General features: G+C 64.2%; 29 protein-coding genes. 18 read left to right on the top strand and 11 right to left on the bottom strand.

Features of this window, described 5'->3' with window-relative positions; all coding sequences use genetic code 11:
• Window positions 1-322: 322 nt before the first annotated feature.
• The 4 genes from ACSFBM_RS31465 (at window position 323) to ACSFBM_RS31450 (ending at window position 5,346) form a co-directional block, all read left to right on the top strand.
• The gene (locus tag ACSFBM_RS31465) at window positions 323-1,348 is read left to right on the top strand and encodes a LysR family transcriptional regulator (RefSeq protein ID WP_435487898.1); all 1,026 of its coding nucleotides are present in this window, start codon (window positions 323-325) and stop codon (window positions 1,346-1,348) included.
• A 143-nt stretch (window positions 1,349-1,491) separates the two neighbouring features.
• Entirely contained in the window at window positions 1,492-3,063 is a 1,572-nt protein-coding gene (locus ACSFBM_RS31460) for an AMP-binding protein (RefSeq protein ID WP_435487897.1), read from the top strand.
• A 14-nt stretch (window positions 3,064-3,077) separates the two neighbouring features.
• Window positions 3,078-4,313, top strand: coding sequence for an acyl-CoA dehydrogenase family protein (locus tag ACSFBM_RS31455; protein WP_435487896.1), 1,236 nt, complete (start codon window positions 3,078-3,080; stop codon window positions 4,311-4,313).
• Between the two features lie 46 nt (window positions 4,314-4,359).
• On the top strand, window positions 4,360-5,346 hold the full coding sequence (locus ACSFBM_RS31450) for a Bug family tripartite tricarboxylate transporter substrate binding protein (RefSeq protein ID WP_435487895.1): 987 nt from the start codon (window positions 4,360-4,362) through the stop codon (window positions 5,344-5,346).
• 321 nt (window positions 5,347-5,667) lie between these two features.
• Here the strand turns inward: ACSFBM_RS31450 and ACSFBM_RS31445 are convergent, their stop codons facing one another.
• Window positions 5,668-5,973 carry a hypothetical protein gene (locus ACSFBM_RS31445; RefSeq protein WP_435487894.1) on the bottom strand — a complete coding sequence of 102 codons (306 nt, stop codon included), beginning with the start codon at window positions 5,971-5,973 and terminating at the stop codon, window positions 5,668-5,670.
• 161 nt (window positions 5,974-6,134) lie between these two features.
• Here ACSFBM_RS31445 and ACSFBM_RS31440 point away from each other — a divergent pair, with 161 nt between their 5' ends.
• On the top strand, window positions 6,135-6,509 hold the full coding sequence (locus ACSFBM_RS31440; protein WP_435487893.1) for a response regulator: 375 nt from the start codon (window positions 6,135-6,137) through the stop codon (window positions 6,507-6,509).
• A 509-nt stretch (window positions 6,510-7,018) separates the two neighbouring features.
• On the opposite strand, the gene ACSFBM_RS31435 is transcribed toward ACSFBM_RS31440, so the two are convergent.
• From ACSFBM_RS31435 to ACSFBM_RS31425, 3 genes are all read right to left on the bottom strand, one after another.
• The gene (locus ACSFBM_RS31435; RefSeq protein ID WP_435487892.1) at window positions 7,019-7,426 is read right to left on the bottom strand and encodes an Hsp20/alpha crystallin family protein; all 408 of its coding nucleotides are present in this window, start codon (window positions 7,424-7,426) and stop codon (window positions 7,019-7,021) included.
• A gap of 24 nt (window positions 7,427-7,450) precedes the next feature.
• Window positions 7,451-7,888: an Hsp20/alpha crystallin family protein gene (locus ACSFBM_RS31430; RefSeq protein ID WP_435487891.1), complete on the bottom strand. Its 438-nt coding sequence runs from the start codon at window positions 7,886-7,888 to the stop codon at window positions 7,451-7,453.
• A 118-nt stretch (window positions 7,889-8,006) separates the two neighbouring features.
• The gene (locus ACSFBM_RS31425; RefSeq protein WP_435487890.1) at window positions 8,007-8,342 is read right to left on the bottom strand and encodes a hypothetical protein; all 336 of its coding nucleotides are present in this window, start codon (window positions 8,340-8,342) and stop codon (window positions 8,007-8,009) included.
• 283 nt (window positions 8,343-8,625) lie between these two features.
• Between ACSFBM_RS31425 and ACSFBM_RS31420 the strand changes: the two genes are divergently transcribed.
• Window positions 8,626-8,898 carry a hypothetical protein gene (locus ACSFBM_RS31420; protein ID WP_435441525.1) on the top strand — a complete coding sequence of 91 codons (273 nt, stop codon included), beginning with the start codon at window positions 8,626-8,628 and terminating at the stop codon, window positions 8,896-8,898.
• 165 nt (window positions 8,899-9,063) lie between these two features.
• On the opposite strand, the gene ACSFBM_RS31415 is transcribed toward ACSFBM_RS31420, so the two are convergent.
• Window positions 9,064-10,563: a sensor domain-containing diguanylate cyclase gene (locus tag ACSFBM_RS31415; RefSeq protein WP_435487905.1), complete on the bottom strand. Its 1,500-nt coding sequence runs from the start codon at window positions 10,561-10,563 to the stop codon at window positions 9,064-9,066.
• 474 nt (window positions 10,564-11,037) lie between these two features.
• Between ACSFBM_RS31415 and ACSFBM_RS31410 the strand changes: the two genes are divergently transcribed.
• The gene (locus ACSFBM_RS31410; RefSeq protein ID WP_435487889.1) at window positions 11,038-11,238 is read left to right on the top strand and encodes a type 2 periplasmic-binding domain-containing protein; all 201 of its coding nucleotides are present in this window, start codon (window positions 11,038-11,040) and stop codon (window positions 11,236-11,238) included.
• A 72-nt stretch (window positions 11,239-11,310) separates the two neighbouring features.
• Here the strand turns inward: ACSFBM_RS31410 and ACSFBM_RS31405 are convergent, their stop codons facing one another.
• A complete protein-coding gene (locus ACSFBM_RS31405) occupies window positions 11,311-12,327 on the bottom strand; it encodes an alpha/beta fold hydrolase (protein WP_435487888.1) in 1,017 nt (338 codons plus the stop codon).
• Between the two features lie 597 nt (window positions 12,328-12,924).
• On the opposite strand from ACSFBM_RS31405, the gene ACSFBM_RS31400 reads away from it, so the two are divergent.
• From ACSFBM_RS31400 to ACSFBM_RS31390, 3 genes are read left to right on the top strand one after another with little or no spacing between them, the layout of a single operon-like run.
• Window positions 12,925-13,308, top strand: a complete 384-nt coding sequence (locus tag ACSFBM_RS31400; RefSeq protein ID WP_435487887.1) for a hypothetical protein — start codon at window positions 12,925-12,927, stop codon at window positions 13,306-13,308.
• Window positions 13,309-13,329: 21 nt separating this feature from the next.
• Window positions 13,330-13,902 (top strand): thioredoxin family protein, encoded by a 573-nt coding sequence (locus ACSFBM_RS31395; protein WP_435487886.1) that lies wholly within the window; start codon window positions 13,330-13,332, stop codon window positions 13,900-13,902.
• A 1-nt stretch (window position 13,903) separates the two neighbouring features.
• Entirely contained in the window at window positions 13,904-14,029 is a 126-nt protein-coding gene (locus tag ACSFBM_RS31390; RefSeq protein ID WP_435487885.1) for a hypothetical protein, read from the top strand.
• A gap of 22 nt (window positions 14,030-14,051) precedes the next feature.
• On the opposite strand, the gene ACSFBM_RS31385 is transcribed toward ACSFBM_RS31390, so the two are convergent.
• Window positions 14,052-14,795, bottom strand: coding sequence for a response regulator (locus ACSFBM_RS31385; protein ID WP_435487884.1), 744 nt, complete (start codon window positions 14,793-14,795; stop codon window positions 14,052-14,054).
• 305 nt (window positions 14,796-15,100) lie between these two features.
• Here ACSFBM_RS31385 and ACSFBM_RS31380 point away from each other — a divergent pair, with 305 nt between their 5' ends.
• The 5 genes from ACSFBM_RS31380 (at window position 15,101) to ACSFBM_RS31360 (ending at window position 19,978) form a co-directional block, all read left to right on the top strand.
• Window positions 15,101-15,517 (top strand): organic hydroperoxide resistance protein, encoded by a 417-nt coding sequence (locus ACSFBM_RS31380; protein WP_435439692.1) that lies wholly within the window; start codon window positions 15,101-15,103, stop codon window positions 15,515-15,517.
• A 112-nt stretch (window positions 15,518-15,629) separates the two neighbouring features.
• A complete protein-coding gene (locus tag ACSFBM_RS31375; RefSeq protein WP_435487883.1) occupies window positions 15,630-16,991 on the top strand; it encodes an ATP-binding protein in 1,362 nt (453 codons plus the stop codon).
• Window positions 16,992-17,128: 137 nt separating this feature from the next.
• Complete coding sequence (locus ACSFBM_RS31370; RefSeq protein ID WP_435487904.1) at window positions 17,129-18,940, top strand: cytochrome c biogenesis protein DipZ; 1,812 nt, start codon at window positions 17,129-17,131, stop codon at window positions 18,938-18,940.
• A 359-nt stretch (window positions 18,941-19,299) separates the two neighbouring features.
• Window positions 19,300-19,524, top strand: a complete 225-nt coding sequence (locus ACSFBM_RS31365) for a hypothetical protein (RefSeq protein WP_435487882.1) — start codon at window positions 19,300-19,302, stop codon at window positions 19,522-19,524.
• 103 nt (window positions 19,525-19,627) lie between these two features.
• On the top strand, window positions 19,628-19,978 hold the full coding sequence (locus ACSFBM_RS31360; RefSeq protein WP_435440923.1) for an RNA recognition motif domain-containing protein: 351 nt from the start codon (window positions 19,628-19,630) through the stop codon (window positions 19,976-19,978).
• Window positions 19,979-20,147: 169 nt separating this feature from the next.
• Here the strand turns inward: ACSFBM_RS31360 and ACSFBM_RS31355 are convergent, their stop codons facing one another.
• From ACSFBM_RS31355 to ACSFBM_RS31345, 3 genes are all read right to left on the bottom strand, one after another.
• The gene (locus ACSFBM_RS31355; RefSeq protein ID WP_435487881.1) at window positions 20,148-20,381 is read right to left on the bottom strand and encodes a hypothetical protein; all 234 of its coding nucleotides are present in this window, start codon (window positions 20,379-20,381) and stop codon (window positions 20,148-20,150) included.
• A gap of 148 nt (window positions 20,382-20,529) precedes the next feature.
• The gene (locus ACSFBM_RS31350) at window positions 20,530-20,748 is read right to left on the bottom strand and encodes a hypothetical protein (RefSeq protein WP_435487880.1); all 219 of its coding nucleotides are present in this window, start codon (window positions 20,746-20,748) and stop codon (window positions 20,530-20,532) included.
• Complete coding sequence (locus tag ACSFBM_RS31345; protein WP_435487879.1) at window positions 20,741-21,496, bottom strand: Crp/Fnr family transcriptional regulator; 756 nt, start codon at window positions 21,494-21,496, stop codon at window positions 20,741-20,743. Before ACSFBM_RS31345 ends, ACSFBM_RS31350 begins: the two co-directional genes overlap by 8 nt.
• Window positions 21,497-21,678: 182 nt before the next feature.
• Here ACSFBM_RS31345 and ACSFBM_RS31340 point away from each other — a divergent pair, with 182 nt between their 5' ends.
• The 3 genes from ACSFBM_RS31340 to ACSFBM_RS31330 all read left to right on the top strand — a co-directional run bounded on the left by ACSFBM_RS31340 (window position 21,679) and on the right by ACSFBM_RS31330 (window position 25,318).
• Complete coding sequence (locus ACSFBM_RS31340; protein WP_435487903.1) at window positions 21,679-24,105, top strand: catalase; 2,427 nt, start codon at window positions 21,679-21,681, stop codon at window positions 24,103-24,105.
• An 84-nt stretch (window positions 24,106-24,189) separates the two neighbouring features.
• A complete protein-coding gene (locus tag ACSFBM_RS31335; RefSeq protein WP_435487878.1) occupies window positions 24,190-24,891 on the top strand; it encodes a glycosyltransferase family 2 protein in 702 nt (233 codons plus the stop codon).
• Between the two features lie 202 nt (window positions 24,892-25,093).
• Window positions 25,094-25,318, top strand: a complete 225-nt coding sequence (locus tag ACSFBM_RS31330) for a helix-turn-helix domain-containing protein (RefSeq protein ID WP_435487877.1) — start codon at window positions 25,094-25,096, stop codon at window positions 25,316-25,318.
• Window positions 25,319-25,554: 236 nt separating this feature from the next.
• Here ACSFBM_RS31330 and ACSFBM_RS31325 read toward each other — a convergent pair whose 3' ends face one another.
• Window positions 25,555-25,818, bottom strand: coding sequence for a hypothetical protein (locus ACSFBM_RS31325; RefSeq protein WP_435487876.1), 264 nt, complete (start codon window positions 25,816-25,818; stop codon window positions 25,555-25,557).
• Window positions 25,819-25,905 lie beyond the last annotated feature (87 nt).

Below are 25,905 nucleotides of genomic sequence, written 5' to 3'. Positions count from 1 at the left end.
TTCAAATCCGTTCGTGCCCGTCTACGACGACTGGATGGCCTGCGAGGCTAGCGGTGGCCCTCGCGACGTGAATGCTCGGCATACTGGAGCGCCGAAGGCGTTTCCACACAGCCTCGGTCGATACAAGCCTTCGATGCGGTCATTGCGTCGAGTGTCTTTGTGCTTGACGGAGTCTTCGTGGCAGTCGGGCTCGTTGTTGCCTCCATGTCTTGGAGGCGGTGGCGCCAGTTCGGAGCGATCACCGCAAGCTAGGCGATGTCATGAGTCCTTGGGAATCCGCAGTCAGGAGGGAGCGGCTGGCGCGGTACAGAATTGTCGGGCCATGGAACTTAGATCTCTCCGCTATTTCATCGCCGTACTCGAGGCGGGTAGCCTGTCGCGTGCGGCGGGTTCGCTGTACGTCGCTCAACCCGCGCTCACGGCGCAGATCAAGAAGCTGGAGGTCGAGCTCGGCACCCAGCTCTTCGAGCGCTCGCACGTCGGGGTCACGCCCACGGCAGCCGGCCTGCAGTTGTACCAGGACGCGCGCAAGCTGCTGTCCGACGCCAGCGCCATGCGTGAGCGCCTGCAGCGCGCGCCCGACGGGCCCGAAGGCTCGGTCACGGTGGCGGTGCCTTTCCTGCTGGCCTCGTTGCTGCTCGGGCCGGTACTGGCGCGGTTGAAGCGCAGCTACCCGCGCATCCGCGTGTTCGTTCTAGACGACCTGAGCCTGATGGTGCGCAAGGCCATGGTCGAGCGGCGCGCGGACATCGGCGTGCTGGTCGACGCCGAATCCGTCAACGGCCTCGACGTGAAGCCCTTCGTGCGCGAGGCGATGTTTGTCTGCGGCTACGACGCCAACGGCAAGGTGGCGTCCATGACGATGCCGCCCGCTGCCAAGAAAGCAGGCAAAGGCAAGACTGCCGCATTGCAGCGTCCCGAACTGCCGTTCGCCTGCGCGGCGAATCTACCCCTGGTGCTGCAGTCGCGCCGCTTCAGCATCCGGGCACAGGTCGAGAGGACTGCTGCGGATCTGGGGCTGGAACTCAACATCGCGCACGAACATGACTCGGCGCGCGTGATTCGCTCCCTGTACCTGGCTGGTGCCGGCTTCACCTTCTCGCCGGCCTGCGCGATGGGCGATGCGCCGCCGAGCGGAAAACAGTGGCTGGTCGCGCGCGTGGTCGAGCCCGATCTGGCGCGCACCTATTCCCTTGCGACCCCGGCGGGGCGCGAGCCTGACCCCGCGATCCAGGCGGTGCTGGACGTGCTGGTCGACGAGGCGCGCCACATGATTGCGTCGGGCCGCTGGGAGGCAGAGTTCCTGTTCGGCAAGCGGCGCGCCGGCCACGGCGGCAGGGCCAGCTGAGTCATTGCGTTGATCGCACTGAACTAAGGGGTCATCAACTTTTCTGATGGCCGTGCATCAGCAATCCGTATTTGTTGTTGTGCGCCTTTCGCCGCCAAAGTCGTCTTCATTCCGTGCCGTGGCACGGAAATCCAGGAGACAACTTGCAAACCACAACCTCAGAGATCGCCAACGTCGGCGAGCTCGCATCTCGGGCCGCCCGCATCCACGCGAGGCGTCTTGCCGTGACCAGCGCACAGCGCTCGGTCACTTATGAAGAACTCGAACAGCGTTCCAACCGCTTGGCCAATGCGCTGTGCGGCCTCGGCCTGCAGCGCGGCGACCGCGTAGGCGTGTACCTGCCCAACTGCGTCGAGATCGTCGAGCTCGAACTGGCGTGCTACAAGGCCGCGCTGGTGAAGGCGCCCATCAACGCAAGGCTGGCGCCGCTCGAGGTGGCGGAGGTCATCGCCAACAGCGAGGCGACGCTGGTCGTCACCACCACCGAACGTGCCGAGGGCTTCCTCGCGCACCTGAAAGGCGCCGCGCCGCGCCTGCTGCTGCTGGACGCCGCCGAAGACACCCCTGCGTCTTACGAAAGCGCGCTCGCGCGCGCCAGCGACCGCTTCACGCCCGTGCGCGTGCACGCCGACGAGCTCGCGGTGCTGCACTACACCTCGGGCTCCAGCGGCGTGCTCAAGGCCGCGATGCAGACTTTCGGCAATCGGCTCGCGCAGTTGCGCAAGTTCCTCATGCGCGCGGACAACCCGCGCCCCGGTGATCTGCTGGGCCTGGTCGGGCCCATCACCCATGCCTCGGGCATGCAGCTGGTGCCGGCGCTGTGCAGCGGTGCCACCATCCGCCTGTTCGGCGGCTTCGAGCCCGCGCGCTTCATCGCCGAGATGAAGCGCGAGCGTGTGACTCACACCTTCATGGTGCCCACCATGATCAATATGCTGCTGGCCGAGCTGCAGGGCCGCTATCGCCCGCTGCCCGACCTGCAACGCCTGGGCTACGGCGCGGCGCCGATGGCGCCCGCGCGCATCATGCAGGCCATGGACGTGTTCGGCCCGGTGCTCTCGCAGGGCTACGGCGCTGGCGAGACGACCTCGGGCGTGTGCGGCCTGAGCGTGGAAGACCATTTGTTCGCGCGCGCGGCCATGCCCGAACGGCTGGCGTCGTGCGGGCGGCCCTTCCTCGAGTCGGTGGTGGAAATCGTCGACGACGAAGGTCTGCCGGTAGCCACGGGCGAGATCGGCGAAATCGTGGTCGGCGGTGCCGACGTCTTCGCGGGCTACTGGCGCGCGCCCGAACTCACGGCCGAAGTGTTGAAGAACGGTCGATACCACACCGGCGACCTGGCACGCGCGGACGACGAGGGCTACATCTACATCGTCGACCGCAAGAAGGACATGGTCATCAGCGGCGGCTTCAACGTGTACCCCTCGGAGGTCGAGGCGGTGCTCTACCAGCATCCCGCGGTCGACGAGGCCTGTGTGTTCAGCGTGCCGGACGACAAGTGGGGCGAGGCCGTGGCCGCGCATATCGTGCGCAAATCCGGCGCCGTGCTCGACGCCGCGGCGCTCGATGCCTTTTGTGCCGCGCGGCTCGCGGGCTTCAAGCGGCCGCGCCGTATCGAGTTCGTCGAGGCGCTGCAGAAGAACGCCAACGGAAAGATCGCGCGCAAGGCCATCCAGACGCCGTACTGGGCGGCCCATGACCGCCGTGTGAACTGAGGACCCTCACCGCCATGACCACGCCAACTACTACATACGTGCCCACCGCTGCCTCCAGCGTGCGATCGCCTTTGTTCGACGGCCCGTTCGAAGGCTCCGAACGCGCGGCCGGCCTGATCGCGCGCATCGGCGACTTCCTGCAGGGCGAACTCGATGCGCTGGTGCGCGAAGAGGGCATCGACCACGAGCACAGCCCGGCCAAGCCCGTGCTGCAGCGCGTGTGGCGCCGCTCGCACGAACTGGGCTTCTACGGGATGACCTTGCCCACGGCCATGGGCGGCCTCGGACTTTCGCTGCTCGACCATGTGCTGATCAAGGAGTCGATCTACGCGAGCGGCTCGCCACTCGCGCCCCATGTGTTCGGCGAACTCAGCGGCCCGCCGCGCGTGGGCGCGCTCGCGCGCCACGCCACGCCGATGCAGCTCGCGAACTTCATCGTGCCGGTGGCGCAGGCCGAGAAGGCCATCTGCTTCGCGCTCACCGAGGCCGAAGCGGGCTCGGACCCCGGCGCGCTGCAGACGCAGGCCCGCCTCGAGGGCGACAGCTATGTGCTCAACGGGCGCAAGCGCTTCATTTCGGGCTCACCCTTCGCGGACTACGCGGTACTGATGGCCTCCACCTCCGACAGCCCCGAGCGGCGCGAGATCTCAGCCTTCTTCGTCGACCTGCACCAGGCTGGCGTGGAGGTGGTATCGGGCTACAAGACGATGGCGGGCCAGTCGACCACCGGCGATATCGTGCTGAGCGACTGCCGCGTGCCGGCCACGCACCTCATCGGCGCGCCCGGCCGCGGCCTGGCACTGGCGCTGGGACGCATCACAGTCAACCGGCTGTTGCATTGCCCCGGCATGGTCGGGCTGGCCACCGTGGCGCTCAAGGACGCGCGCGACTATGCGCGCACACGCCGACAGTTCGGCCGCCCGATTGCCGAGTTCCAGGCGATCCAGCATTCGCTGGCCGACATGGCCACGCAACTGGCCGCGGCGCGCGCGCTGATGATCTCCACCGCGCGCCAACTCGACGCGGGCGGCGACGCACGCGCCGACGCGTCGATGGCCAAGCTGTTCTGCTCGGAGTCGGCGTTCCGCATCGCCGACGCGGCAGTGCAGATCCATGGCGGCGAAGGCATCGTGCAGGGCAGGCGCGTGGAGTTCCTGTTCCGCATGTTGCGCATGTACCGCGTGCTGACCGGCACCAGCGAGATCCAGAAGAACATCATCGCGCGCGAGTTGCTCGGCGAGGCGCCGTAGGCATTCCAAGCATGAATCACAAAACAACGATCCGGAGACAAGCGCTTTGACTATCGACCTTTCACGCCGTGCGCTGTGCCGCGCGTTCGCTGCATCACCCCTGCTGGCGCTCGCGGACGCCGTACGAGCCGCCGACCAATGGCCCGGTCGTCCGATCAAGTGGGTGGTGCCCTACCTGGCAGGCACCGGCCCCGACACCGGCGCACGCATCCTTGCCGAAGCAGTGGGCCGGCTGCTTGGCCAGCCGGTCATCATCGAGAACAAGGGCGGCGCCGCGGGCAATATCGGCGCGCGCCAGGTGGCGCATGCCGCGCCCGACGGCTACACCTGGCTCTACTCAGCCGCGCCCATGGCCGCGAACGTGCTGATGTATCGCTCCCCCGGCTTCGATGTGATGAAGGACTTTCGCCACGTCATGCGGCTCACGACGTCGGATGTGCTGCTGGTCGTCAACCCCGCGTCGGGCATCGAGACGCTGCAAGACCTCGTCGCCAGGGCGCGCGCCCACCCCGGGAAACTCGACTACGCCTCGGGCGGCGTGGGCACGCCTTCGCACCTCGGCGTCGAGTTGTTCCTCCATGCTGCCGGCATCAGCGCCACGCATGTGCCGTACAAGGGTGCATCGGAACTCGTGAACGCGGTGCTGGGTGGCCAGGTGAGCTTCGGGATGCCGATCTTCGCGGTGGCATACCCCCACGTGAAGGCCGGCAAGCTCAGGGCCCTGGGTGTTGCCAGCGCAACGCGCAATGCGAACCTTCCGGAGGTGCGCACGCTGGCCGAGCAGGGACTGCAGGGCGTGGAGCTCACCTCCTGGGGTGGGCTCTCGCTGCCCGCGGGCACACCCGATCCGATCGCCTCGCGCATCTACGAAGTCTTCAGCCGCGCGTTGAAGGACCCCCGGGTGATCGCGTCGATGACCGAACTCGGCAGCCAGGTCAGTCCGTCGACGCCTGACGGCTACCTCCAAGTGATCAGACACGAGATCGATTTGACCGGACGCATGATGAAGAGTGCGAACATTCAGCCGATGTGACTGGGATGCCGGCCGCACCCTCGCCACGACAGGCCCCGTCCTGGTCGAATCGGTACGGGCATCTGCGAGTGCGAACCGGATGAACTCGGAGAGCCTGGGTCGTACGTCGGGATCTGCGTTACGGTTGCCTACCCGCCCTGCAGACTGCTCCAGGGCGGCATCGTTATTGCAACGGCGATGAGGGCCGTCTGCGACGGCCTCTGCCCCGAAATGTGTATTTCAAAGACCGTCGATTCGTTCCAGGCGCCCGTTGCGCTATGGGGCCACAGTCTTGTGGTTGTGAAGATTTCCGAGGGCTTCTACGCCAGTTCGGCGATTGAACTACCTCCTTCCAGCCTTGGGTTTGGCCTGGCGCGCCGAGACCTTGTCCTCCAATTTTCGATTGACCTTGTCCAAGGCCTTGGCTGATTTGCTGAGCCTTTTCTCGATCTTTGCCGTCTGGGCGACTGCTTGATTTACATCATCAGAGCGCACTTCTTCCGCCAGCTCCTTGTCGAGCACGGCGTGCACGACCACCAGGTCATCGGCAGCCGCCTTCACCTCTTGAGCCACCTGCTTGTTTGTCTGAACGGCATCCGCGGTCGGCAAGTCTTCGCGCGGGGAGACAGTGGTGCGTCGAGCTGGCATATCGATTCCTTCATGCGTGGAGGTTGCTACTCAGTCTCAATCTCATCGAAGACGCGGCGTGGGACTACAACGCCGAACCCGGCGGGCCGTAAATTAGCGCGCTTCAGGCAGTTTCAATCCCCTTTACAAAAAATCTCGATCAGGCGCAGTCGCGTACTCCGATGCCCCTTATCACCATTCTTGTCGAAGACAGCAAAACCATCCGGGAAAATCTGATACCCGCCTTGGTCGATCTTGTTGGAGCGAACGTCGTCGCAGTGGCAGCGTCTCCGCTGGAAGCGGAAAAAGCTTTCGATGATCACCGCAACAACTGGGAGTTGGCGGTAGTCGACCTTTTTTTGAAGGACGGTTCGGGCCTTTCGGTCCTGCGCCATTGCCAAGCCAGGCATCCGCGTCAACACGTACTGGTGCTGACGAACTATCCAACCGCAGAGATTCGCGCCCGTTGCCTCGCGCTGGGTGCTGACGGGGTGTACGACAAGTCCACCCAGCTGGAGGAGTTTTTTGCCGAGTGTCTGCGTTACGCAGAGTCGTAGCGCTCCGCAAGCCACATGCCGCTCACGTACGCTCTTTCTGACATGGAGATTCATGCGACATGGCACTCGTGCAAAAGTGGCAGCAGCGACGTTGAAATTTCAAATGCTCGCCCTCAGACAAAGCTCATTCCCGTTCTTTCATGCGCCGTATAAATATGTGGAAGTTTGTTCGGACCTTTCTTGCGATCATGGCGGTGCCGGTCGTCGCCGTGGCGATGTTCGCTTTCGGATTGCTCGCCGCGGCAACGCATCTGATGGCCATGCCGGCACTCTTTCTATGGGACAGGTATCTCGAAGGAAGGCCTGTTCGAGGCCATCGATCAGACCGGAGCGTTCGATGACGCACTGCAGGCACCTGCGATCGCCGTAGCGTGGACCTTGTAAGAGTTCACGACCACGTTTTCTGAAGCCCTCCTGGCGAGGGCTTCTTTGCTTTTGGGGACGCACGAGGCTCCGAACGGTCGGATCGCCCGAGCCCGAGGAATGGACAGCCGAAGCTGTCCATTCTTCTACGCGACCCGAACGTCGATCCGCCGCGGCTTGGCGTGCGCCGCTTTTGGGATCCGCAGCTTCAACACGCCCTGCGTCAACTCCGCAGACACGCTCTGCGTGTCCAGTTCCTTGCTGAGCGTGAACACGCGCCTGAAGCGGCCGAGGCCTACCTCCGTATGGCTGGATTTCAGGCCCTCGGGCACTGGAAGATCAGATTCAGCCTCGATCGTCAGCGTCGCGGCCTCCACCTGCAGGTTCAGCTTGTCCCGGCTGACGCCGGGCAGGTCGGCGTAGAGCGTGATTCCGGCGGCGTCCTCGACGACATCCACGGCGGGCGTCAGCGCCGCCTCGCTGTAGCGGGAACGATCCTGATGCGCGCGCTCGGTGGCATCTGCCGCACGCGATTTCTGGATGTTGTTGGTCATGGCAATTGGCTCCTTCTTCGACGATCACTGGATGGCGATGCGGCGCGGCTGCGCGGACGCGCGACGCTGCACGGTGATGTGCAGCACACCGTCGCGCAGCTTGGCGTCCACGGCATCGGGATCCGCATCGTCAGGCAACGTCATCACCCGGCGGAAAGTGCCCTCGAAGCGCTCGTTGATGTGGACCGCCGCCTTGTCGCCGGGCTGGGGCAACGAGCCTTTTCTCTCGCCCGAAATCGTCAGCAGCCCGCGCTCCAGGTTGACCTCGAGCGTGGACGCGTCCACACCCGGCGCGAACGCATAGATCTCCAGCGCTTCGGGCGTGCTGCCGACATTCAGTGCCGGAAAGCCGTTGCGGGCAAAGCCGCGGATGGTGGGTGACAGATCAAAGGCCTGCTGCACGTCGCGCTGCAGGCGATCCATCTCTGCGAACAGGTCGCGAGGATCCAAGGATCGATACATGGCGAAAACCTCCGTGAAGTTGAACGGAGCGCGGGAGCGTTCCCGGCGCTTCCGTGGAGTGATCTGGGTGCTGCAAAACGGGTTTCAAGGGCCGTCGCCGCACCCGACAGATGCTTTCTCAGTGCGGTCGCGCGGGCTCATGCGAAGCGGAGGATGCACCTGTGGAGCGACCGAAGGCCGCTGTCCTGATCCTTGGCATCCGGAGCCTCCAGCGCGGCGGGCGCGACTCGGGAAAGTCGAACTTCGAGAGCTCTTCGCGCCCCTTCTGGGTGACCGCGAGCACCTGGGCAGCAGGGTGAGACCCCGACAGGGTCTGGGGATCCGAAGGCGAGGGAACCAGTGCGACGACGAGCCCGGCGGCCCGGAGCACTCGGACACTGTCGATGTCTTCGTTGCGGTAGAACGAAACGGGCAGTCGAGAGCCCGCAATTTGCTTGAGCAAGTTCATGGTCATTTCAGTACCTCCTTGTCGGTCGACCAAATTTCGACGGCAAGGAAGATAGACCTTCCCGCGGCGGATTTCAAGAGGGAGAAATCGGCGGCCGAGAACGCGAGACCGCAAGAAAAAAGGAACCGGCCGCTCAAGCCGGGCCGAGGTTTATGGCAAGCCTGCGGGCAGCCACGCGCCGGGCAGCGACTGCGAGATGTTCACTGGCACACGGGCTGAAGCAGCAGCCCGCGTACCCGTGGGGTAGAGTGCGAGTTCCTCAACACGGAGCCCGCAAGGGAAGGACAAGATGACCACACCGCAAGAGGCAACAGGAATGGCTTCGGCTGCAAACTTCCTCGGCACAGAGATGGCGCTGACAGCAGTTCTAAGAGCGCTGATCAAGACGCACCCCCAACCGAACCTGCTGGCGCAAGAACTGGAGCAGCAGCGCCAGTTTTCGCAGGCTCACCTGGAAGCAAGTCCAGTTCCAGAGAAAGCACTCAGAGGCTTTGAACTGACCTGGGCACTGGTTCTTCACCAGCATCCGGCGCAAGACGTACGGCTTGTGCCGTCGCCATAGGCGATCCTGGCGCATTGAACCGCGCGGCCAACCTCGCAGCGCCGAGGTTGGCCAATTGACCAGGCTCGTGGTCGTGTCGGCACGCTGGCCGGCCTCCGTTCGTGAGCGGCAGCAGCACGCTCTACCCACTCAACGCCGACTGCGCACCTAGAGAGGCGGCCTCATTCACCCATCGGAGGGGTGCATTGCTGAGCAGACGCGATCACGGCCTTCCGTCTTTGCTTGGTAGAGAGCCTTGTCGGCCGCTTCGATGAGCTCTTTCGGCTGTCCGCTCATTGGCGACGGCCTCAGTGCCTCGACGCCAGCGCTGAGGGTCACGAATCCGGCTGCAGTCCCCGCATGCGCGATCTTCAGATCGCGAACCGCATTGCGAATGCGTTCTGCCAGGGCGACCGCTCCCTGCACGTCGGTGTTTGGCAGCAGCACCGCCAACTCCTCGCCTCCATAGCGAGCCGCGAGATCCCCCGGACGCCTGGAAGCGACGGCCGCAATCGTTCGCCCGATGGCTTGCAGGCACTCATCGCCAGCGGCATGACCATAGATGTCGTTGTACTGCTTGAAGCAGTCCACGTCGATCATGATGAGGGCCAGCGTGCTCGCCTCCCGGACTGCGCGGCTGAATTCGGTGTCCAACGTCACGTCGAACTTCCGGCGATTTGCAAGCCCGGTCAGCCCGTCCTCCATCGCAAGCGTACTGAGGGTTTTGTTCAGCGTCTCCAGCGCATCCCGCGTGCGCCGCAGCTCGGCCTCTGTCTGAATCTGCAGCTTGAACTGCTTGACCAGACGCCCACCGATGGCGCTGACAATCAGAACCAGGAAAACGACGCCCGCCGTGTGCCACAGCGTCTCGCGCCACCAATCGGCGAGGATTTCCTCCTTGGACAAGGACGCAGCAACGAACAGCGGGTAGTTCGGCAAGCGCTGAAAGCTGTTCAGCCGCAAGACCCCGTCCTGCGCAGACCTGATATAGGCTGTTCCAACCGGTCCTTGCGCAAGGTAGGCGCGAAAGAGGTCGCTGCCGCGCATATCCCGTCCGACCACGCTGGGGCTGTAAGGCCGACGGGTGATCATGGTCCCGTCTTCAAGTATCAACCCCAGGGCACCGGCCTGTCCGATGTCAAGGCTGTCGTAGAACTTCACGAAAAAGTCGACCTTGATCGTTGCAAGCGCGACGCCCGCAAAACTGCCGTCAGGATGATCGATGCGCCGCGAAATGGGGACCAGCAATCTGCCGCTGGTTCGACTCTTCACCGGGACGCCGACATGGGGGCGGCGGTCCGTATTGTTCCGATGGAACAGAAAGTACTCTCTGTCTGCGTTGCTCAGGTTTTGGGGCCAAGTCTGGCGGGAGTTCGCGATCCAGTTCCCGTCCTCGTCGTAGATGTGCAGTCCGTCCAATTGCGGCAACTCCGCGACGCGCATCGCGAGGAATTCACGAAGTCGAGCAACCTGGGCGGGCCCCGCTCCCTCGGATTCGATCCGTTCGACGATGTCGACCAGAGTGGTGTCGGCCAGCTTGATCTGATCGTCCGCCTGCTGCGACATGGCGCGCGCGAGATTGGCAGTCGCCACACTCATTTGCCGAAGGTGGAGCGCACGAGACTGCCAACTGTTCCAGGCATCGATTGCGACCAGACCGAAGCACACGACGGCCACGAAAGCCATTGTCCGGAATGTGATGGACGGTCGACGAAATACGGCGTGATTTCGGAGTGAGGATGTCAAGCGGCGACTTTGACACATCTGAGCCGGGGCAGGGGAGTGGGTGAAGCAATTGCGCGCCGATGGCGTCCGGCTTCTAGCGCAGGCCGAGGCGACTGTCGGCGCCGCGGGCGTCAAGGTCGACTCCGTGCTCCACGATGGGTTCAAGGGCACCGTGCACGAACTGGTCATCGCCGACGTCGCGCGCCGGCCTGCGGACTTGATTGTGCTGCGCAGCAGCGCCGAGAATATTCTTCGGCACGCTCCGACCAGTTCGTCCATGCCTAGCCCGTACATGAGGCAGTTGAACAACGTGCTCTTGCCGCTCGAATTGCTTCCTCGGATCACGGTCAAGCCTCGGCCGAATTCGAACTTGAAACCGAAGTCTCCCTTGGCCAAAACCTCCGGCTTCGCATTCAGGTGCGAAGTTTCGACGCCATGTGCCAGATGATTGCGGCGAACTTGGGCATCGGGGTTTTGCCGCTGGCGACGTGTCAGTCCCTCCTGGGCCCGAAGAAGCGGGTTGCAGTCCGACTCACTGACGGCTGGGCGAGGCGCCGTCTGCTCAGTGGCGTGAACCCTGCGTTGCCCCTGACAGCGGCTGCTCAGATGCTTCTGCAGCATCTGCGTGGCGCATGACTTCGGATCGACGGCGCGACGTTTTGGCGTCGTGCAATCCAGCAGCAGGGCAGTTCAGGTCGAGCATGTGGTTTACGCGCGCGTCACGTCGATCACGGCCTTCGCGAAAGCCTCTGGTGCCTCCTGCGGCAGGTTGTGACCGATGCCGCCGCTGATCAGCCGATGCTCGTAGCGTCCCGAAAACTTCTTCGCGTACGCGCTGGGTTCTGGATGGGGCGCGCCATTGGCGTCGCCTTCGAGCGTGATGGCGGGCACGTTGATCACTGGGGCTTTGGCGAGTCGGTTCTCCAACGCCTGGTATTTGGCTTCGCCCTCGGCCAAGCCAAGGCGCCAGCGGTAGTTGTGAATGGTGATCGCAACGTGGTCGGGGTTCTCCAATGCCACGGCACTCCGATCGAACGTCGCTGCATCGAAATTCCACTTCGGCGATGCCAGTTGCCAGATGAGCTTGGCAAAGTCGTGGCGATTCTTCTCATAGCCAGCGCGGCCGCGCTCGGTGGCGAAGTAATACTGATACCACCACTGCAGTTCAGCCGGCGGTGGCAGAGGCGCTTTGCCGGCCTCCTGGCTGCCGATCAGGTAGCCACTCACCGAGACCAGCGCCGTGACACGCTCTGGCCACAGGGCGGCCATGATGCAGGCGGTGCGTGCACCCCAGTCGCAACCCGCGACGGTGGCGCTCTGGATTTTGAGGGCATCCATCAACTCAATGATGTCGACCGCGACCACTGACTGCTGCCCGTTTCGGGGCGTGTCAGCCGACAGGAATCGCGTGGTGCCATAGCCGCGCAGATGAGGCACGATGACGCGAAAGCCCGCCGCGGCAAGCGCCGGCGCTACGTCGACGAACATGTGGATGTCGTAGGGCCAGCCATGCAAAAGAATTACCGGCTTGCCGTTGGCCGGGCCGGCTTCGTAGTACCCGATGTTGAGCGTTCCAGCGTCAATGCTCTTGAGCGGCTCAAGTCGCTTGAGTGCAGTTGCGGACTGGGCGAACGCCGGCGTGATGACTCCCAGCTGCGCGGCGGCAGCGCTGAGCGCCGCTGCGGTAAGGAAGGTTCTGCGTGGCAATTTGATCGACGACGTCATTGAGATCTCCTGAGGGATGGGCGGTGGTGGAAGGGCTTGCGGGCTCAATGCTGCGCGCAAGAAACTCCTTTGGACCTGGCTGCGTATCGCTCTGTATCTCGGTTTGTTTTTTGAACAATACATTTCAAGAGCGGCCCGGATTTCCACCGAACGGCGACGCATGGCACGTCACGCTATGGCTCGGCTTTGCATGGCGACCGGTCGAACGGTCGCGTTGATAGGACCCGTCTTCATGCACACCCCTGTTCTGTGTATGGCACTGTGTCTGCCGTGACGGGCGACATGAAGAACTACGCAATTGAGACGCGAGCTCGGACATCGGCATCGCGTGCGTCCGGGCAGCGATAGCTTAGGAGGTCGCCTTGTGCGACCGATCGAGTCCTCATGCGACTCAAGCCTTTGTCGGACCCAGGTGTTTCCCGGAATCTCGAGGTTGGCGGGGCCGCAGGGGGAAGTACGCGACATCACTGTGAAACGTAGTGTGTGCACTTCCAAATGCTGACACACAGACATACGCAACCTGTGCCAGAGAGAAAGAGTGCGGCGAACAATCCATCGCTCCTCTCTTAACCTCATTTACCTTCAAAGGAAATCATCATGAAGCTCGCCCGAATCGCACTCGGTGCCTCGTTCGCAGTCTTTGGCGCTTTCATTTCGGCTCAGGTCTGTGCCGAAGAATATCAAGGTGTGTTGCAAACGCACTCGACGCTCAGCCGCGGCGATGTTCGTGCTCAGGCTGTTGCTGCCGCACACTCCGAAAATCCCTACTCGGAAGCCGCTTCTGCATCTGTTGTTGCGACTCTTCCGTCGCCGCGCGACCGTTCGGCAGTCCGATCGGAGGCCCAAGCAGTCGCTCATGCGCCAGGGCAGAACCTCTATGTAGAAGCCTTCACAAACAGCCAGGTGCCAGCGCAGTACGGCGTTCGTGGGGTGCTGCCGACGCGTCAGGCTGGGGTCGCCGACAGCATCACTTTGCGCTAAGCGCTGGAGTTCGCCGTGACCATGAAAACAATTTTTCTACTCGGTGTCGCGGCCGTCGCTGCGTCCGTGGGCATACTTACCGCGGCAGCGCCGCCGGCTGGAGGCGAAATTGCCTCAAGCGCCGCCCAGGTGGCGCCCGAGTTCCAGAACATCGACCAGTGGCTCAACTCGCAGCCGCTGAAGCTCGAAGACTTGCGCGGCAAGGTCGTGCTCGTGGACTTCTGGACCTACACCTGCATCAACTGTCTCAACCATCTGCCTTACGTGAAGGAGTGGAACGAGAAGTACAAGGACAGGGGACTGGTCGTCGTGGGCGTGCACACGCCGGAGTTCGCCTATGAGAAGTCAACAAAGAATGTGCAGGACGCGATCAAGCGCCTGCAGATCAAGCACGCCGTGGCGCAGGACAACAGCTATGGCACCTGGAAGGCGTTCAACAACCAGTACTGGCCAGCGGTCTACCTGATCGACAAGCAGGGAAAGATCGTCTACTCGCACTTCGGCGAAGGCAGCTACGGCACCACCGAGAAGAAGATCCAGGCGCTGCTGGCCGAGCCGGCCTCTGCATCGACATCGACATCGAAAGGAGGCTGACATGAAAAAGCTCTGGTTCGCACTGCTCTTCTTCGCGGGTGGCTTCGCGCATGAGGTACGCAACCCGATCAGTTGCCAATGCATCACGGCCCGCGCGTTCACCGGCACCCGGCGGCGCTCCCGCTGAAACTGCGATAGCGGGACGGCGCTCAGTCGTCCCGCGGCTCAACCGATGAAGCGAAGACGTAGCCTTCGCTGCGCACCGTCTTGATGTAGCGCGGCTCGCGCGCATCCTCGCGCAGCCGCTGGCGCAGGCGGCTCACCAGGAGGTCGATGGAGCGCTCGAAGAGCTCGGCTTCCCGGCCCTGTGTGAGGCTCAGGAGCTGGTCGCGGCTCAGCACCTTCTGCGGATGGTCGAGAAACACGCGCAGCAGCCGGTACTCGGCGCCGCTCAGCGCCACCATCGTGCCGCTGTCGTCCAGCAGGTGGCGCGCCACCGTATCGACCCGCCAGTCGCCGAAGGCCAGCATGTGCGAGGGCTCCACCGCACCCATGTTCGGCGGCAGCATGCGCGTGCGACGCATCACCGCGCGGATGCGTGCCAGCAGCTCGCGTGCAGAGAAAGGCTTGGCCAAGTAGTCGTCGGCGCCCATTTCGAGGCCGAGGATGCGGTCGGCCTCTTCGCTGCGTGCGGTGAGCATCAGGATCGGTGTCGCCTTGTACTTGCCGGTGCGCAGGTCGCGACACAGCGTGAGCCCGTCTTCGCCCGGCAGCATCAGATCCAGGATGATCAGGTCGAAGGGCCCCGACTCGTCCAGCGCCGCACGCATGTGCCGGCCGGTGGGCACCGCCACCACGCGCAGCCCGTTCTTGACCAGGTAGGTCGTGAGCAATTCGCGGATTCCCCGGTCGTCGTCGACGATGAGGATGTGGTCGGAGGTCTTTGGGGTCATGGCAATAGAAGGTATGAGGTGCGCCGCAGTCGCAATGTATTGCCCAAAGTGCCGGGATGCAGCGGGGCATGTATTGCAAAGTATCTACCACCGGGGCGCGCGACACTTTGATTCGTGCCGGCCACGGCGATCCGCCAGGCAGCTCGGCCAGTAGTTAACCGATGGCAAGCGATCGGGCGTGGCAGTGAAACGTAGTGTGTGGATTTCCGAGGCGGATACAGAGGCATACGCAATGCGTTCCGGCGGGGTGGAGGCGGGCCAACAATCCAGCCGTTCTCCAACCACCCCCTCCAAAGGAACGCACCATGACCTCCACCGAAAAGATCCTCTACACCGGCAAGACCCACACCACCGGCGGCCGTGACGGCGCCTCCACCAGCAGCGACGGCCGCCTGGACGTCAAGCTCTCCTCCCCCGGCGGCCCCGGCACTGGCACCAACCCCGAGCAGCTGTTCGCCGCTGGTTGGTCCGCCTGCTTCATCGGCGCCATGGGTCTTGCCGCAGGCAAGCTCAAGGTCAAGCTACCCGCCGACCTGGCCGTCGATGCCGAAGTCGACCTCGCCAACACCGACGGCGCCTACTTCCTCAAGGCCCGCCTGAACGTCAGCGTGCCGGGCATCGATCGCGAGGTCGCGCAGTCGTTGGTGGATGCGGCGCACCAGACCTGCCCGTACTCGAAGGCCACGCGCGGCAACGTCGAAGTCACGATCCACGTGGTCTGAACGACGCACGACGGGCCCAGACGGGTAATTTTTCATGTCGCTTCTTGCCGCCCAACACACTGCGATACACGCCATGGGCGTTTCGCATGAGCCGGGGTCTATAAACGAGCCCATGTCCACACTCGCCAGCCCGTCTTTGAACGCAGCCGACAGCAGCACCGCCGGTCGCCTCCGCCGGCTGGTGCCGCGGTCCCTTTTCGCCCGCGTGACGCTGATCATCGTGGTGGGCTTGGCAGTCGCCCAGTTGCTTACCTTCGCTGCGATCCGCTACGAGCGCGACATGGCGATGCGCGAGCTGATGATGACAGGCATCGAGCGCGACATCGCCAGCTCTGTTGCCATCCTCGACCGCCTGCCCGCTGCAGAGCGTCCCGCCTGGCTCGAGAAGCTGGAGCGGCGCAACTATCGCTTCGTGCTCGGCGGCATGGCCGAAGGCGCTGATCCCCAATCGCTGATGTCGCAGCAGTTCGCCACCGCAATCGTCGATGCGATGCGGCCGTTCCGGATCGTCAAGGTCGGGCAGGTGACGCAGCCGCCTGAGGGGCTGCAGATCCAGGTCCAGCTGACCGACGGCTCCTCGGTGGTGGTGCATGCGGTGCGCGTGGCCATGCCGGTGTCGCGCTGGGTGATGTGGCTGCTGGCGATCCAGCTCGTGATCTTGGCCGTGTGCGCCTGGTTCGCCGTGCGGCTGGTCACGCGCCCGCTGGCCGAGCTGGCCGCCGCGGCTGACGATCTGGGCCCCGACCTCAAGGCGCAGAAGCTCACCGAAGAAGGCCCTACCGAAGTGGCGCACGCGGCACGCGCCTTCAACGCCATGCAGCAGCGCATCGGCGGCTACATGTCCGAGCGCGTGGAGATCCTCGCGGCCATCTCGCACGACCTGCAGACGCCCATCACGCGGATGCGGCTGCGCACCGACCTCATGGACGACGAGAACGACCGCGGAAAATTCCGCCAGGACCTGGACGAGATGAACTCGCTGGTGCGCGAAGGCGTGACCTATGCGCGCACGCTGCATGGCGCCACCGAGCCGCCGCTGCGCATGGACGCCGACGCGCTGCTCGAAAGCATGGTGGCCGACTACGAGGACGCCGGCAAGATGGTGCACCTCGAAGGCAAGGTGGGCGCGCCCATCGTCGGCCGGCCGAACGCGATGCGCCGCATCGTCATGAACCTGATCGACAACGCGCTTATCTTCGGCAGTGACGTGCGCGTGCGAGTCGATGCCGGCAATGGGCAATGCGCCATCGCTGTCGTCGACAACGGTCCCGGCATTCCGCCCGACGAGCTGGACGCGGTGCTCAAGCCTTTCTACCGCGTCGAGAGCTCGCGCAACCGCAGCACCGGCGGCACAGGCCTGGGTCTGGCTATCGCGCACCAACTGGCGATGGCGATGGGCGCCGAGTTGAAGCTGCAGAACCGCCTCGAAGGCGGGCTCGAGGCACGCCTGACCATGCCCACGCGAATCACCTGAACGGCGCGGGCCGTGCGCGTCGCGGCGCCGTTTCGTCCATCCGTTTCCTGCAACCCGCGGCTCGCGCGTCGAGACCGTGAAGACCCCGCATGCCCTGAGGGTGCACATCGATCACCACAGAAGAGACCTGAACCATGCTGCTGCTCCTTCTCATTGCCTACCTGGGCGGGGTGCTCACCATCCTGAGCCCCTGCATCCTGCCGGTGCTGCCCTTCGTGTTCGCCCGGGCCGACCGACCGTTCCGCTCGCACGGCCTGCCGATGCTGTTGGGCATGGCAGTGGCCTTCGCCGCGATCGCCACGCTGGCCGCAGTGGGCGGCGGCTGGGTGGTCACGGTCAACGAGTACGGGCGCTATGCCGCAATCGCGACGCTCGCGCTGTTCGGCGTGACGCTGCTGTTCCCGAGCCTGGCCGACCGCATGAGCCGGCCGCTGGTGGCGCTGGGCATCCGTCTGGCCGAAGCGCAACCCGATGGCCAGGGCGCCAAGGCGTCGGTGTTCTCGCCGCTGCTGCTGGGCGTCGGCACGGGCCTCTTGTGGGCGCCGTGCGCGGGCCCGATCCTCGGGCTCATCCTGACGGGCGCTGCGCTCAACGGCGCGAGCGCCGGCACCACGGTGCTGCTGCTGGCCTATGCGGCCGGTGCGTGCACCTCGCTGGCGGCGGCGCTGCTCTTCGGCGGGCGCCTGTTCGCGGTCATGAAGCGCTCTCTGCACACGGGCGAGTGGGTGCGCCGCATGGCGGGCGTGGCCGTGCTGGTGGGCGTGGGCGCCATCGCGCTGGGGCTGGACACTGGTGTGCTCAGCCAGCTCTCGGTAGGCACGACCTCGGCACTCGAGAAAGCCCTCGTGGAGAAGATCGACATGCCGAAGCGACAACCGTCATCGCCATCCAGCCCGCTGGTCGAATCGGCCCCGCAGCAGCAAGACAGCGGCTTCGTCAGGACAGCTGCCGTGCTGCCTGAGCCGGCGCCCGTGCGCAAGCTGGGCGTCGAGGGCCAGTTCCCCTCGCTCGCCGGCGCGACCGAATGGATCAACTCGCCGCCTTTGACGCCCGAGGCCCTGCGCGGCAAGGTCGTGCTGGTCGACTTCTGGACCTACTCGTGCATCAACTGCCTGCGCACGCTGCCCTACGTTCGCGCATGGGCCGAGAAGTACAAGGACGCGGGGCTCGTCGTCCTCGGGGTGCATTCGCCGGAGTTCGCGTTCGAGAAGCGCTCGGCGAACGTGCGCAAGGCGACGAAGGACCTGGGCATAGATTTCCCGGTGGCGCTGGACAACGACTTCAGGATCTGGCGCGGCTTCGACAACCAGGCGTGGCCCGCGTTCTATTTCATCGATGCACTGGGCCGCATCCGCTATCACCAGTTCGGCGAGAACCGCTACGACAAGGCAGAGCAGATCATCCAGCAATTGCTCGCCGAAGCCGGGCAGCGCAACCTGCCTGCCGGCGTGGTCGCGCCGAAGGGCGAGGGCACGCAGGCCGCACCCGGCTCCGAGCTCGCGATGTCGGGCGAGACCTATGTGGGCGCCGAGCGCGCGACAGGCTTTGCATCACCGGGAGGTCTGGTAGGCGGCCGCGCTCATGTCTACGAACGCCCCGCGTCGCTGGGCACCAACCAGTGGGCATTCACCGGCGACTGGACTGTGGAGCCTGAGCGCGCCGTGTCGAACCACGCTAACGGCCGCATCGAGTACCGCTTCCAGGCGCGCGACCTGCACTTGGTGCTCGGGCCCGCGGCCGACGGCAAACCGGTGCGCTTTCGCGTGCTGGTCGACGGCAAGCCACCGCTCGAGAACCATGGTGCGGACACGGACGAACAGGGGTACGGAATCATCGAGGCGCAGAAGCTCTATCAGCTTGTGCGTCAAGCGAAGAACGCGAATGACCGGCTGTTCGAGATCGAATTTCTTGATGGTGGAGCGCAGGCTTATGTGTTCACGTTCGGGTAGGCGCTGCAGACGCTGTGCATTTCCAAGTGCGCTCGCGCAAGCCGCTACATGACGGGACTCACCTCGGCAACGTATAGGCTCTTGAAGCCACAGTGGGCTCCTTAATACCAAACATACTAATGAGCCGAATTTATTGCTTATAGTGGTTATAATGATCTCCGTTGCAGCGGCAGCCTGTTATTCATGCCTCTTTGCAACGCCTGTTCATGAGGTGTCTCTCACCCCTGCAGGCCCTGTGTTGCGACTTTCGTCGCCTGTTGGTCTGTAGAGCTGCAGCCAACCGAGTTCCTAGTTGGCTCACGCAAGTTGATTCAAACCTGCGGTCCCGGACAAATTAGATTCCAAATATCGGCATTTCCATGGGCAAGTTCGTCGTTTCGCCCGCGACACATCCGACCGACTGTGGCCGTTTTCGCGCCTCTTTCTCGGTCCATCGATCTCGGAGCGATGGCAGCTCATGTCGGGTGTTCCAGCTCGACAAGGCCTTTGCCTCGCGCGAAGCCGCCCGGCTTCTTGCGGTCACGCAGGCGTGGCTGCAAACGTGCATGCCTCACCCGCTGAGTGCTGATGCTCTACCGGCATAGATCCCCACTCACTTGTGCCAGTTGCTGCGGATTTCCGATCCGAAGATCCGAGTTCCACCGTCGCGGCAATCGTCGCGCACCTTCATTCAGAAAGGCTCTTTTCATGAGCGTCAAAATTTACGTGGGCAACCTTCCCTTTTCCGTGACCGATTCCATTCTGGAAAGCAACTTTGCCGAGTTCGGGCGGGTTTCTTCGGCCAAGGTCATGATGGATCGCGAAAGCGGCCGCTCCAAGGGTTTCGCATTTGTGGAAATGGGCTCGGCCGAGGTTGCTCAGGCCGCCATCACCGGCCTGAACGGGATGTCCGTCGATGGGCGCTCTATCGTGGTGAACCTGGCCCGTCCCCGCGAAGAGGGGAGCGGCTCGGGTGGCTACAGCGCGGCCGGTTACAGCACCGCCAAACGTTCGGACGTTGGCTACGGCAATGGCGGCTTTGGCGGCGGTCGTTACTGACCTGGGGAATGCGTTCTGAAAAACCGGCCTGACTGGGCCGGTTTTTTTTCGTCCGTTCGCCGGACGCTGACTCGCTGAGTCTCGCTATTCAACACGCGCGAGATGTCTTCAGGGGCCACAGTTGGCTGCCGTGTTCACGGACAAGGCCCGGAGTCCACCTGTGTGCCGCCTATGTGCGGCCTGCCCAGCCTCCCGTATTGGTGTCGCGCCTGAGCTCTGCGCGTCCCAGCGGCGTGATGCGCAGGATGGTGCCTGTGCTGTGAGCGTCGAACGGCTCTGGCGGCAGGATCGCCTCCAGCATCCCCGCAGCGCGCAGGATGGCGGCATTGCGAATGTCCTGGGGATTTCGAACCTCGATCGGAAGAGCCGCATGCTCGATCTTGCGCAAGAAATCTTTAGCCATGCGCTGTATGCCTCCGGACGTTGACCATTGCCTTCAGAAGAGAAGCCGCCGCACGGATTTGCGCAGGCCCGAGGCTTTCGCACGCGAGACACGCTCGACAATCACCGTCACAGGCCGGCCGAGAGGGGCATTGCGCATGCAGCAAGGCTCACGAACCGCCGACGACAGCGTGTGCGGCGTCGGGGCCCTGTCTTGTGTGCCTACGGGCTTCGTTCGCCGCGGCGTGCAGGCTGTCGGCCGTTCGGGTGGCGGCATCCGCCGTCATGGTGACGGCCACGCCGTCGGGACCATCCAGAACCACCACGCCATCGATCGCTGTGGCCACGCCTGCGTCTTCGCGCGGGTGGAGCGCGGTCTTGTTATCCATCATGGGACTCTCCAGTTTGCCCAACCGCCTCGGCGGCCACGCGCGCATTCAAATAAAGGTATCCAGGTTCGAACAGCGCCGCTTTCACCAACCCGGCGAGGTCGAGGATCTGCACCTGCGATGAGCGAACCTGGCACAGCCCCATCTCGCGCAGATCCCTCAAGACACGGTTGACGTGCACGTTCGTCAGGCTGCAAACCTCGCCGATGTCCGACTGCGTCATCGGCAGCGAGAACCCATGGTCGCGAGATCGGCCCACCGCCAGCAGCCGGGCATGGGTCTCGCATAAAAAATGAGCCACACGTTGCAGCGCGGTGAGGCTGGACAGTCGATAGATCCACTGGCGATGCTGAGCGGCATCGAGCATCGTGATGAACCACAGGCGCCGTGCCAGTTCGCCGTCGTCATGCTGGATCTGCTCCAGTGCCTCGTGCGTGAATACCGCCGCGCGCACATCCGTGAGCGCCCCCACGTCGTGATCAAGCCGTTTCAGGGTGAACGCATGCAGGTCGACGAAATCGCCCGGCACATGCACGGCGACAAGGTGCCGCTTGCAATCGCGCGCGTCCACGTGCCGCGTCATGAAGCCATCGACGAGCAGCAGGCTGATGTGGATCTGCGTGTCCTGGTGCACCGCGATCTCACCTGCCCGAAATGTCCGAACGCTGGCGATGGCCGACTCCAGTCGGTCGCGCTCGGCATCGGACAGCGTGGTGGCGCGGTTCAGGAGGACGGAGTTGGTCAGCATAGGTTGGGCGAGGGCGCCATCGTGCGTCATGTCGGAGGTCACTGCATTAACCCAGATCAAGATTGAACCTGAATTTTGGGGTTGCAGTGCAGAGGGATTGCGTCCTACAGCACGAGGCGCGGCGCAGTCCCTACGCTGTGTGTTGGCGCCGTTGCCGCATGCCACTCGAACCCACATCCATCATGGCCAAAAGACCCACCCCCGAACTCGTGGCCGCACGAGCTGCCGCCCGAAACACCGACAGCGCACCTTCGCAACCGGCCCCTGCTGCTGCCGGGTCAGGCGACGCACCCGCGCAGAAGGCGATCGACACACAGGCGCTTGCCGTGTCCATGCCCCTGAACTCGAACAAGGCCCTCGAGCACGAGAACCACGGGCGCGAAGCGCCCGTGGGCCTGCACGTGAGTTCGCCTTCGCGCCTGCCCACGGGCAGCACGCTCTCGGAGGCCAATGCGTCGGACAAGGTCGGCACCGCCGCCGTGGAAGGTGTCAACGCGACGATCGGCACGTTCGATCATGTGCGCGTCGATTCAAGCGGGCAGGTGCTCACGACCAACCAGGGCGTGCCCGTTGCCGACAACCAGAACTCGCTGAAGGCAGGCGCGCGCGGTCCGGTCCTGCTGGAGGATTTCATCCTGCGCGAGAAGATCACGCACTTCGACCATGAGCGCATTCCCGAGCGCATCGTGCACGCGCGCGGCTCGGCTGCGCATGGGTTCTTCGAGTGCTACGAGCCGCTCACCCGGTACACCAAGGCAGCGCCCTTCAAGGAGGCCGGCAAGGTCACACCGGTGTTCGTGCGCTTCTCGACCGTCGCTGGCGAGCGCGGCTCCAAGGACACCGCGCGCGACGTGCGCGGCTTTGCGGTGAAGTTCTATACGGACGAGGGCAACTGGGACCTCGTGGGCAACAACATGCCGGTGTTCTTCATCCAGGACGCGATCAAGTTCCCGGACCTGGTCCACGCCGTCAAACCCGAGCCGCATCACCAGATGCCGCAGGCGGCCAGTGCGCACGACACCTTCTGGGATTTCGTGTCGCTCATGCCGGAGTCCACGCACATGCTGATGTGGCAGATGTCGGACCGCGCGATTCCGCGCAGCTACCGGATGATGCAAGGCTTTGGCGTGCACACCTTCCGGCTCGTCAACGAGGCGGCCGATTCGGTGCTCGTCAAGTTCCACTGGCAGCCGAAGCTGGGCACCCACTCGCTGGTGTGGGAGGAGGCGGTCAAGATTTCCGGGGCGGATCCGGACTTCCACCGCCGCGACCTGTGGGAGGCGATCGATGCGGGCGAGTACCCCGAATGGGAGCTGGGCCTGCAGATCTTCACCGAAGCGCAGGCCGAGCAGTTCAGCTTCGACATCCTGGACGCCACCAAGCTGATCCCCGAAGAACTCGTGCCGGTGCAGATCGTGGGACGCATGGTGCTCAATCGAAACCCGGACAATTTCTTCGCCGAGACCGAACAGGTCGCGTTCTGCACGGCCCACATCGTGCCGGGCCTGGACTTCACGAACGACCCGTTGCTCGCAGGCCGCATCCACTCCTACGTGGACACCCAGATCAGCCGGCTTGGCGGCCCGAATTTCCACGAACTGCCGATCAATGCACCCATTGCGCAGGTTCACAACAACCAGAGAGACGGCATGCACCGTCAGGCCATCCACCGCGGACGCGTGGCCTATGAGCCCAATTCGCTCGCCGGCGGCTGCCCCTTCCAGGCGGGCGCGGCGCAAGGCTTTGCCAGCGTGGCGCGACGCATCGATGCGAAGGAGAGCGCCGACAAGGTGCGCATCAAGCCCGAGAAATTCGCCGACCACTACACCCAGGCGCGCCTGTTCTTCGAGAGCCAGACGGACGACGAAAAGGCGCATATCGCCCGGGCGTTTCGCTTCGAGCTGTCCAAGGTCACCATCCCCGCGATCCGGCAGCGCACGGTCGCGATGCTACGCAACGCGTCCGAGGCGCTTGCTGCGCAGGTGGCCCAGGACCTCGGCATGGCGCTGCCCGAGGCACTGCCTCCGGCGGTCGAGACACCTGCGGCGGCCGAAGTGCAGAACTCGCCCGCGTTGTCGCTGCTGGCGCGACCGGGAGACGGCGGCATCCGCACGCGCAAGGTCGCCGTGCTGGTCGCCGAAGGGGTGGAGGGTGCATCGCTTCAGACCCTGGTGGCGGGACTGTTCGCTCAAGGCGCCGTGCCGCGGCTGATCGCCCCTCGGCTGGGCATCTACACCGCGGCCGGCGGCGAGACATTCCACGCCGATGCCACGATGGAGAACTCGCCCGGCTTTCTGTTCGATGGCTTGGTCCTGCCCGACGGCGCGGCCGGGGTGGAAGCGCTCGCCGCGGATGCCCACACGCTCGAATTCCTGCGGGATCAGTATTGGCATTGCAAGCCGATCCTGGTGCTGGGCGCGTCCGAGGCCTTGCTCGTCGAAGCGCAGGTCCCACTCGCCCTGGCGGACGGGTCGCCGGACGCTGCGTTGATTCTGGCGGAGGCCGCCGCAGCGACCGAGGCCACGGCGCTATTCATCGACGCGCTTGGCAAACCGAGGGACTTCGCCCGTGAGGCCAATCCGCCGCTGCCGGTGGTCAAGGCCGCCTGATGCAAGCGCCGCAGTGCCTCGGCCAGCGAGTCGACCTCGTCCCGGACGCGCAGGCGGCCATCGACACTTTGCAAAGGCCGCACCATGCTCGGTATCGCAATCCCCGCCCATGACGAGCGCTCGTCCATCACCGCGTGCGTGCGCGCTGCGTTGGCTGCGGCCACGCACGATCGTCTGAACGGCGAAGCGTGCGTGGTGCTGGTCGTGGCCGACGCATGCAGCGACGACACGGCTGCGCTCGCTCAGATCGCCGGCGCGCGGGTGATCGTCGTCAACGCGCGCAATGTGGGATGTGCGCGCGCTGCCGCGGCGCAGGCGTTGCTGGCTTGGGGATGCCGGTGGCTGGCGTTCACGGATGCGGACACGATCGTGGCTCCGGATTGGCTGGCCGATCAGCTGTCCCTTGGCGCGGACGCTGTGTGTGGCACCGTCGGCGTGGACGATTGGACCGCGCACGGTGTGCACGCCGGGCTTCTGCGCCAGCATTTCATCAAGACCTATGTGGACCGCGATGAACACGCGCATGTCCATGGGGCCAACCTCGGGGTGTCGGCTGCGGCGTATCGGCGTGCAGGCGGCTTCCAGGCACTTGCCTGCAGCGAAGACGTGGCGCTCGTGGAGGCGTTGGTCGGCTGCGGTGCACGCGTGGCTTGGAGCGCCAAGCCGCGGGTCGTCACCAGCGCGCGCGTCGTGGCGCGTGCAGCCGGAGGCTTTGCCGACGCATTGATCCGCGCGGTCGCCCTTCGCCTGGAGGCGGGCTCGGTCACGGGTGAGGTCGAAGCCTGAATCGCAATAACTGATCACCTGCAGGCGGTTGGCGCAAATGCAAAGGCTTTCGGGAAGAGGGCTTTCTTGATGGTCAAGCAGCGAGGTCTGCGCTCTCCTAAGCCTCACTCCTTGGCGTCAAAGAAATTCCTAGAACCACATCTGCCGCAGGAATTGAAGAGGATGCCGCCGCAAGAACGAGTTTAAATTAACATAACATTCATTGTGTTCAAAAGGACCCGATGGTCGACCGGCCAAAAAGAACACCAGCCAGCGAGCCGCTATTGCGGCCCGCTTCAAAGTCCTATGCCTCGATACCGGTTTAAAGGTGCCTGACGTGGCCCGAACTCTTCAGGTCACCGAGCGGACCGTCTATGCTTGGTTTTTAGGCAAAAACCGCGGTGCCGTACGCGGCCTACAAGCTGCTGCGGATCCTCAATCTGTTTGAGCAGCCCGGCTGGCCAGGATGGCACATGCACAGCGGCAAGCTGTGGACACCTGAGGGCTTTGGGTTCGATCAGACCGATGGCCAGTGGTGGTCCCTCCTGGTGCGCCAAGCAAGGGGGGTCATGGCTGCATACGCACGCGCAAACGCCCTTGAGCGGGCGCAGGAGGGTTCGAGCCTTTGACGGAGCTGGACGCGCTGCGCCTCCGCTCCGTCCAAGCGATGGTCAGCCCCGCCCCTCAGTCTTCGCTCTCTTCCTCGTCCTCGTCTTCTTCCGCTTCTTCGGCACGGCGAACCGTCAGGAAGTTCTCGGTGTCTTCCACGAAGGCCATGGCCTTGCCGTCAGGCGCCATGCCGCGGACTTCGGTCTGCGCGCCGTCGCCGTTCTTGTAGTCGACCGACACCAGTGCAAAACAGGCCAGGGCTTCTTCCATCTCACCATCGTCGCCGCCGTCGTAGACAGCGACCCATCCGTCGGCGGGCATGATTTGCAGAATCTTCACTTCTTCCATCGGTTCTTTCCAGGCTCAAAACAAATTGAGTCTTCAGGATAGCCGATGAAAAAGCGCCCCGAACGGCCGTCGCATTGG

This window comes from Variovorax pasteuri, assembly GCF_051216435.1.
Classification (GTDB): domain Bacteria; phylum Pseudomonadota; class Gammaproteobacteria; order Burkholderiales; family Burkholderiaceae_C; genus Variovorax.
This window is presented reverse-complemented; position numbering and strand designations above follow the sequence as displayed.

Excerpts from the sequence above, each read along its gene's own strand:
- ACSFBM_RS31430 (WP_435487891.1), bottom strand. The coding sequence starts at position 7,888 with ATGTATCGATCCTTGGATCCTCGCGACCTGTTCGCAGAGATGGATCGC.
- ACSFBM_RS31395 (WP_435487886.1), top strand. The coding sequence starts at position 13,330 with ATGAAAACAATTTTTCTACTCGGTGTCGCGGCCGTCGCTGCGTCCGTG.
- ACSFBM_RS31350 (WP_435487880.1), bottom strand. The coding sequence starts at position 20,748 with ATGGATAACAAGACCGCGCTCCACCCGCGCGAAGACGCAGGCGTGGCC.
- ACSFBM_RS31410 (WP_435487889.1), top strand. The coding sequence starts at position 11,038 with ATGTGCCAGATGATTGCGGCGAACTTGGGCATCGGGGTTTTGCCGCTG.
- ACSFBM_RS31375 (WP_435487883.1), top strand. The coding sequence starts at position 15,630 with ATGTCCACACTCGCCAGCCCGTCTTTGAACGCAGCCGACAGCAGCACC.
- ACSFBM_RS31335 (WP_435487878.1), top strand. The coding sequence starts at position 24,190 with ATGCTCGGTATCGCAATCCCCGCCCATGACGAGCGCTCGTCCATCACC.
- ACSFBM_RS31435 (WP_435487892.1), bottom strand. The coding sequence starts at position 7,426 with ATGACCAACAACATCCAGAAATCGCGTGCGGCAGATGCCACCGAGCGC.
- ACSFBM_RS31360 (WP_435440923.1), top strand. The coding sequence starts at position 19,628 with ATGAGCGTCAAAATTTACGTGGGCAACCTTCCCTTTTCCGTGACCGAT.
- ACSFBM_RS31415 (WP_435487905.1), bottom strand. The coding sequence starts at position 10,563 with ATGGCTTTCGTGGCCGTCGTGTGCTTCGGTCTGGTCGCAATCGATGCC.
- ACSFBM_RS31345 (WP_435487879.1), bottom strand. The coding sequence starts at position 21,496 with ATGCTGACCAACTCCGTCCTCCTGAACCGCGCCACCACGCTGTCCGAT.
- ACSFBM_RS31400 (WP_435487887.1), top strand. The coding sequence starts at position 12,925 with ATGAAGCTCGCCCGAATCGCACTCGGTGCCTCGTTCGCAGTCTTTGGC.
- ACSFBM_RS31440 (WP_435487893.1), top strand. The coding sequence starts at position 6,135 with ATGCCCCTTATCACCATTCTTGTCGAAGACAGCAAAACCATCCGGGAA.
- ACSFBM_RS31355 (WP_435487881.1), bottom strand. The coding sequence starts at position 20,381 with ATGGCTAAAGATTTCTTGCGCAAGATCGAGCATGCGGCTCTTCCGATC.
- ACSFBM_RS31425 (WP_435487890.1), bottom strand. The coding sequence starts at position 8,342 with ATGACCATGAACTTGCTCAAGCAAATTGCGGGCTCTCGACTGCCCGTT.
- ACSFBM_RS31420 (WP_435441525.1), top strand. The coding sequence starts at position 8,626 with ATGACCACACCGCAAGAGGCAACAGGAATGGCTTCGGCTGCAAACTTC.
- ACSFBM_RS31385 (WP_435487884.1), bottom strand. The coding sequence starts at position 14,795 with ATGACCCCAAAGACCTCCGACCACATCCTCATCGTCGACGACGACCGG.
- ACSFBM_RS31340 (WP_435487903.1), top strand. The coding sequence starts at position 21,679 with ATGGCCAAAAGACCCACCCCCGAACTCGTGGCCGCACGAGCTGCCGCC.
- ACSFBM_RS31380 (WP_435439692.1), top strand. The coding sequence starts at position 15,101 with ATGACCTCCACCGAAAAGATCCTCTACACCGGCAAGACCCACACCACC.
- ACSFBM_RS31365 (WP_435487882.1), top strand. The coding sequence starts at position 19,300 with ATGGGCAAGTTCGTCGTTTCGCCCGCGACACATCCGACCGACTGTGGC.
- ACSFBM_RS31390 (WP_435487885.1), top strand. The coding sequence starts at position 13,904 with ATGAAAAAGCTCTGGTTCGCACTGCTCTTCTTCGCGGGTGGCTTCGCG.
- ACSFBM_RS31445 (WP_435487894.1), bottom strand. The coding sequence starts at position 5,973 with ATGCCAGCTCGACGCACCACTGTCTCCCCGCGCGAAGACTTGCCGACC.
- ACSFBM_RS31405 (WP_435487888.1), bottom strand. The coding sequence starts at position 12,327 with ATGACGTCGTCGATCAAATTGCCACGCAGAACCTTCCTTACCGCAGCG.
- ACSFBM_RS31455 (WP_435487896.1), top strand. The coding sequence starts at position 3,078 with ATGACCACGCCAACTACTACATACGTGCCCACCGCTGCCTCCAGCGTG.
- ACSFBM_RS31465 (WP_435487898.1), top strand. The coding sequence starts at position 323 with ATGGAACTTAGATCTCTCCGCTATTTCATCGCCGTACTCGAGGCGGGT.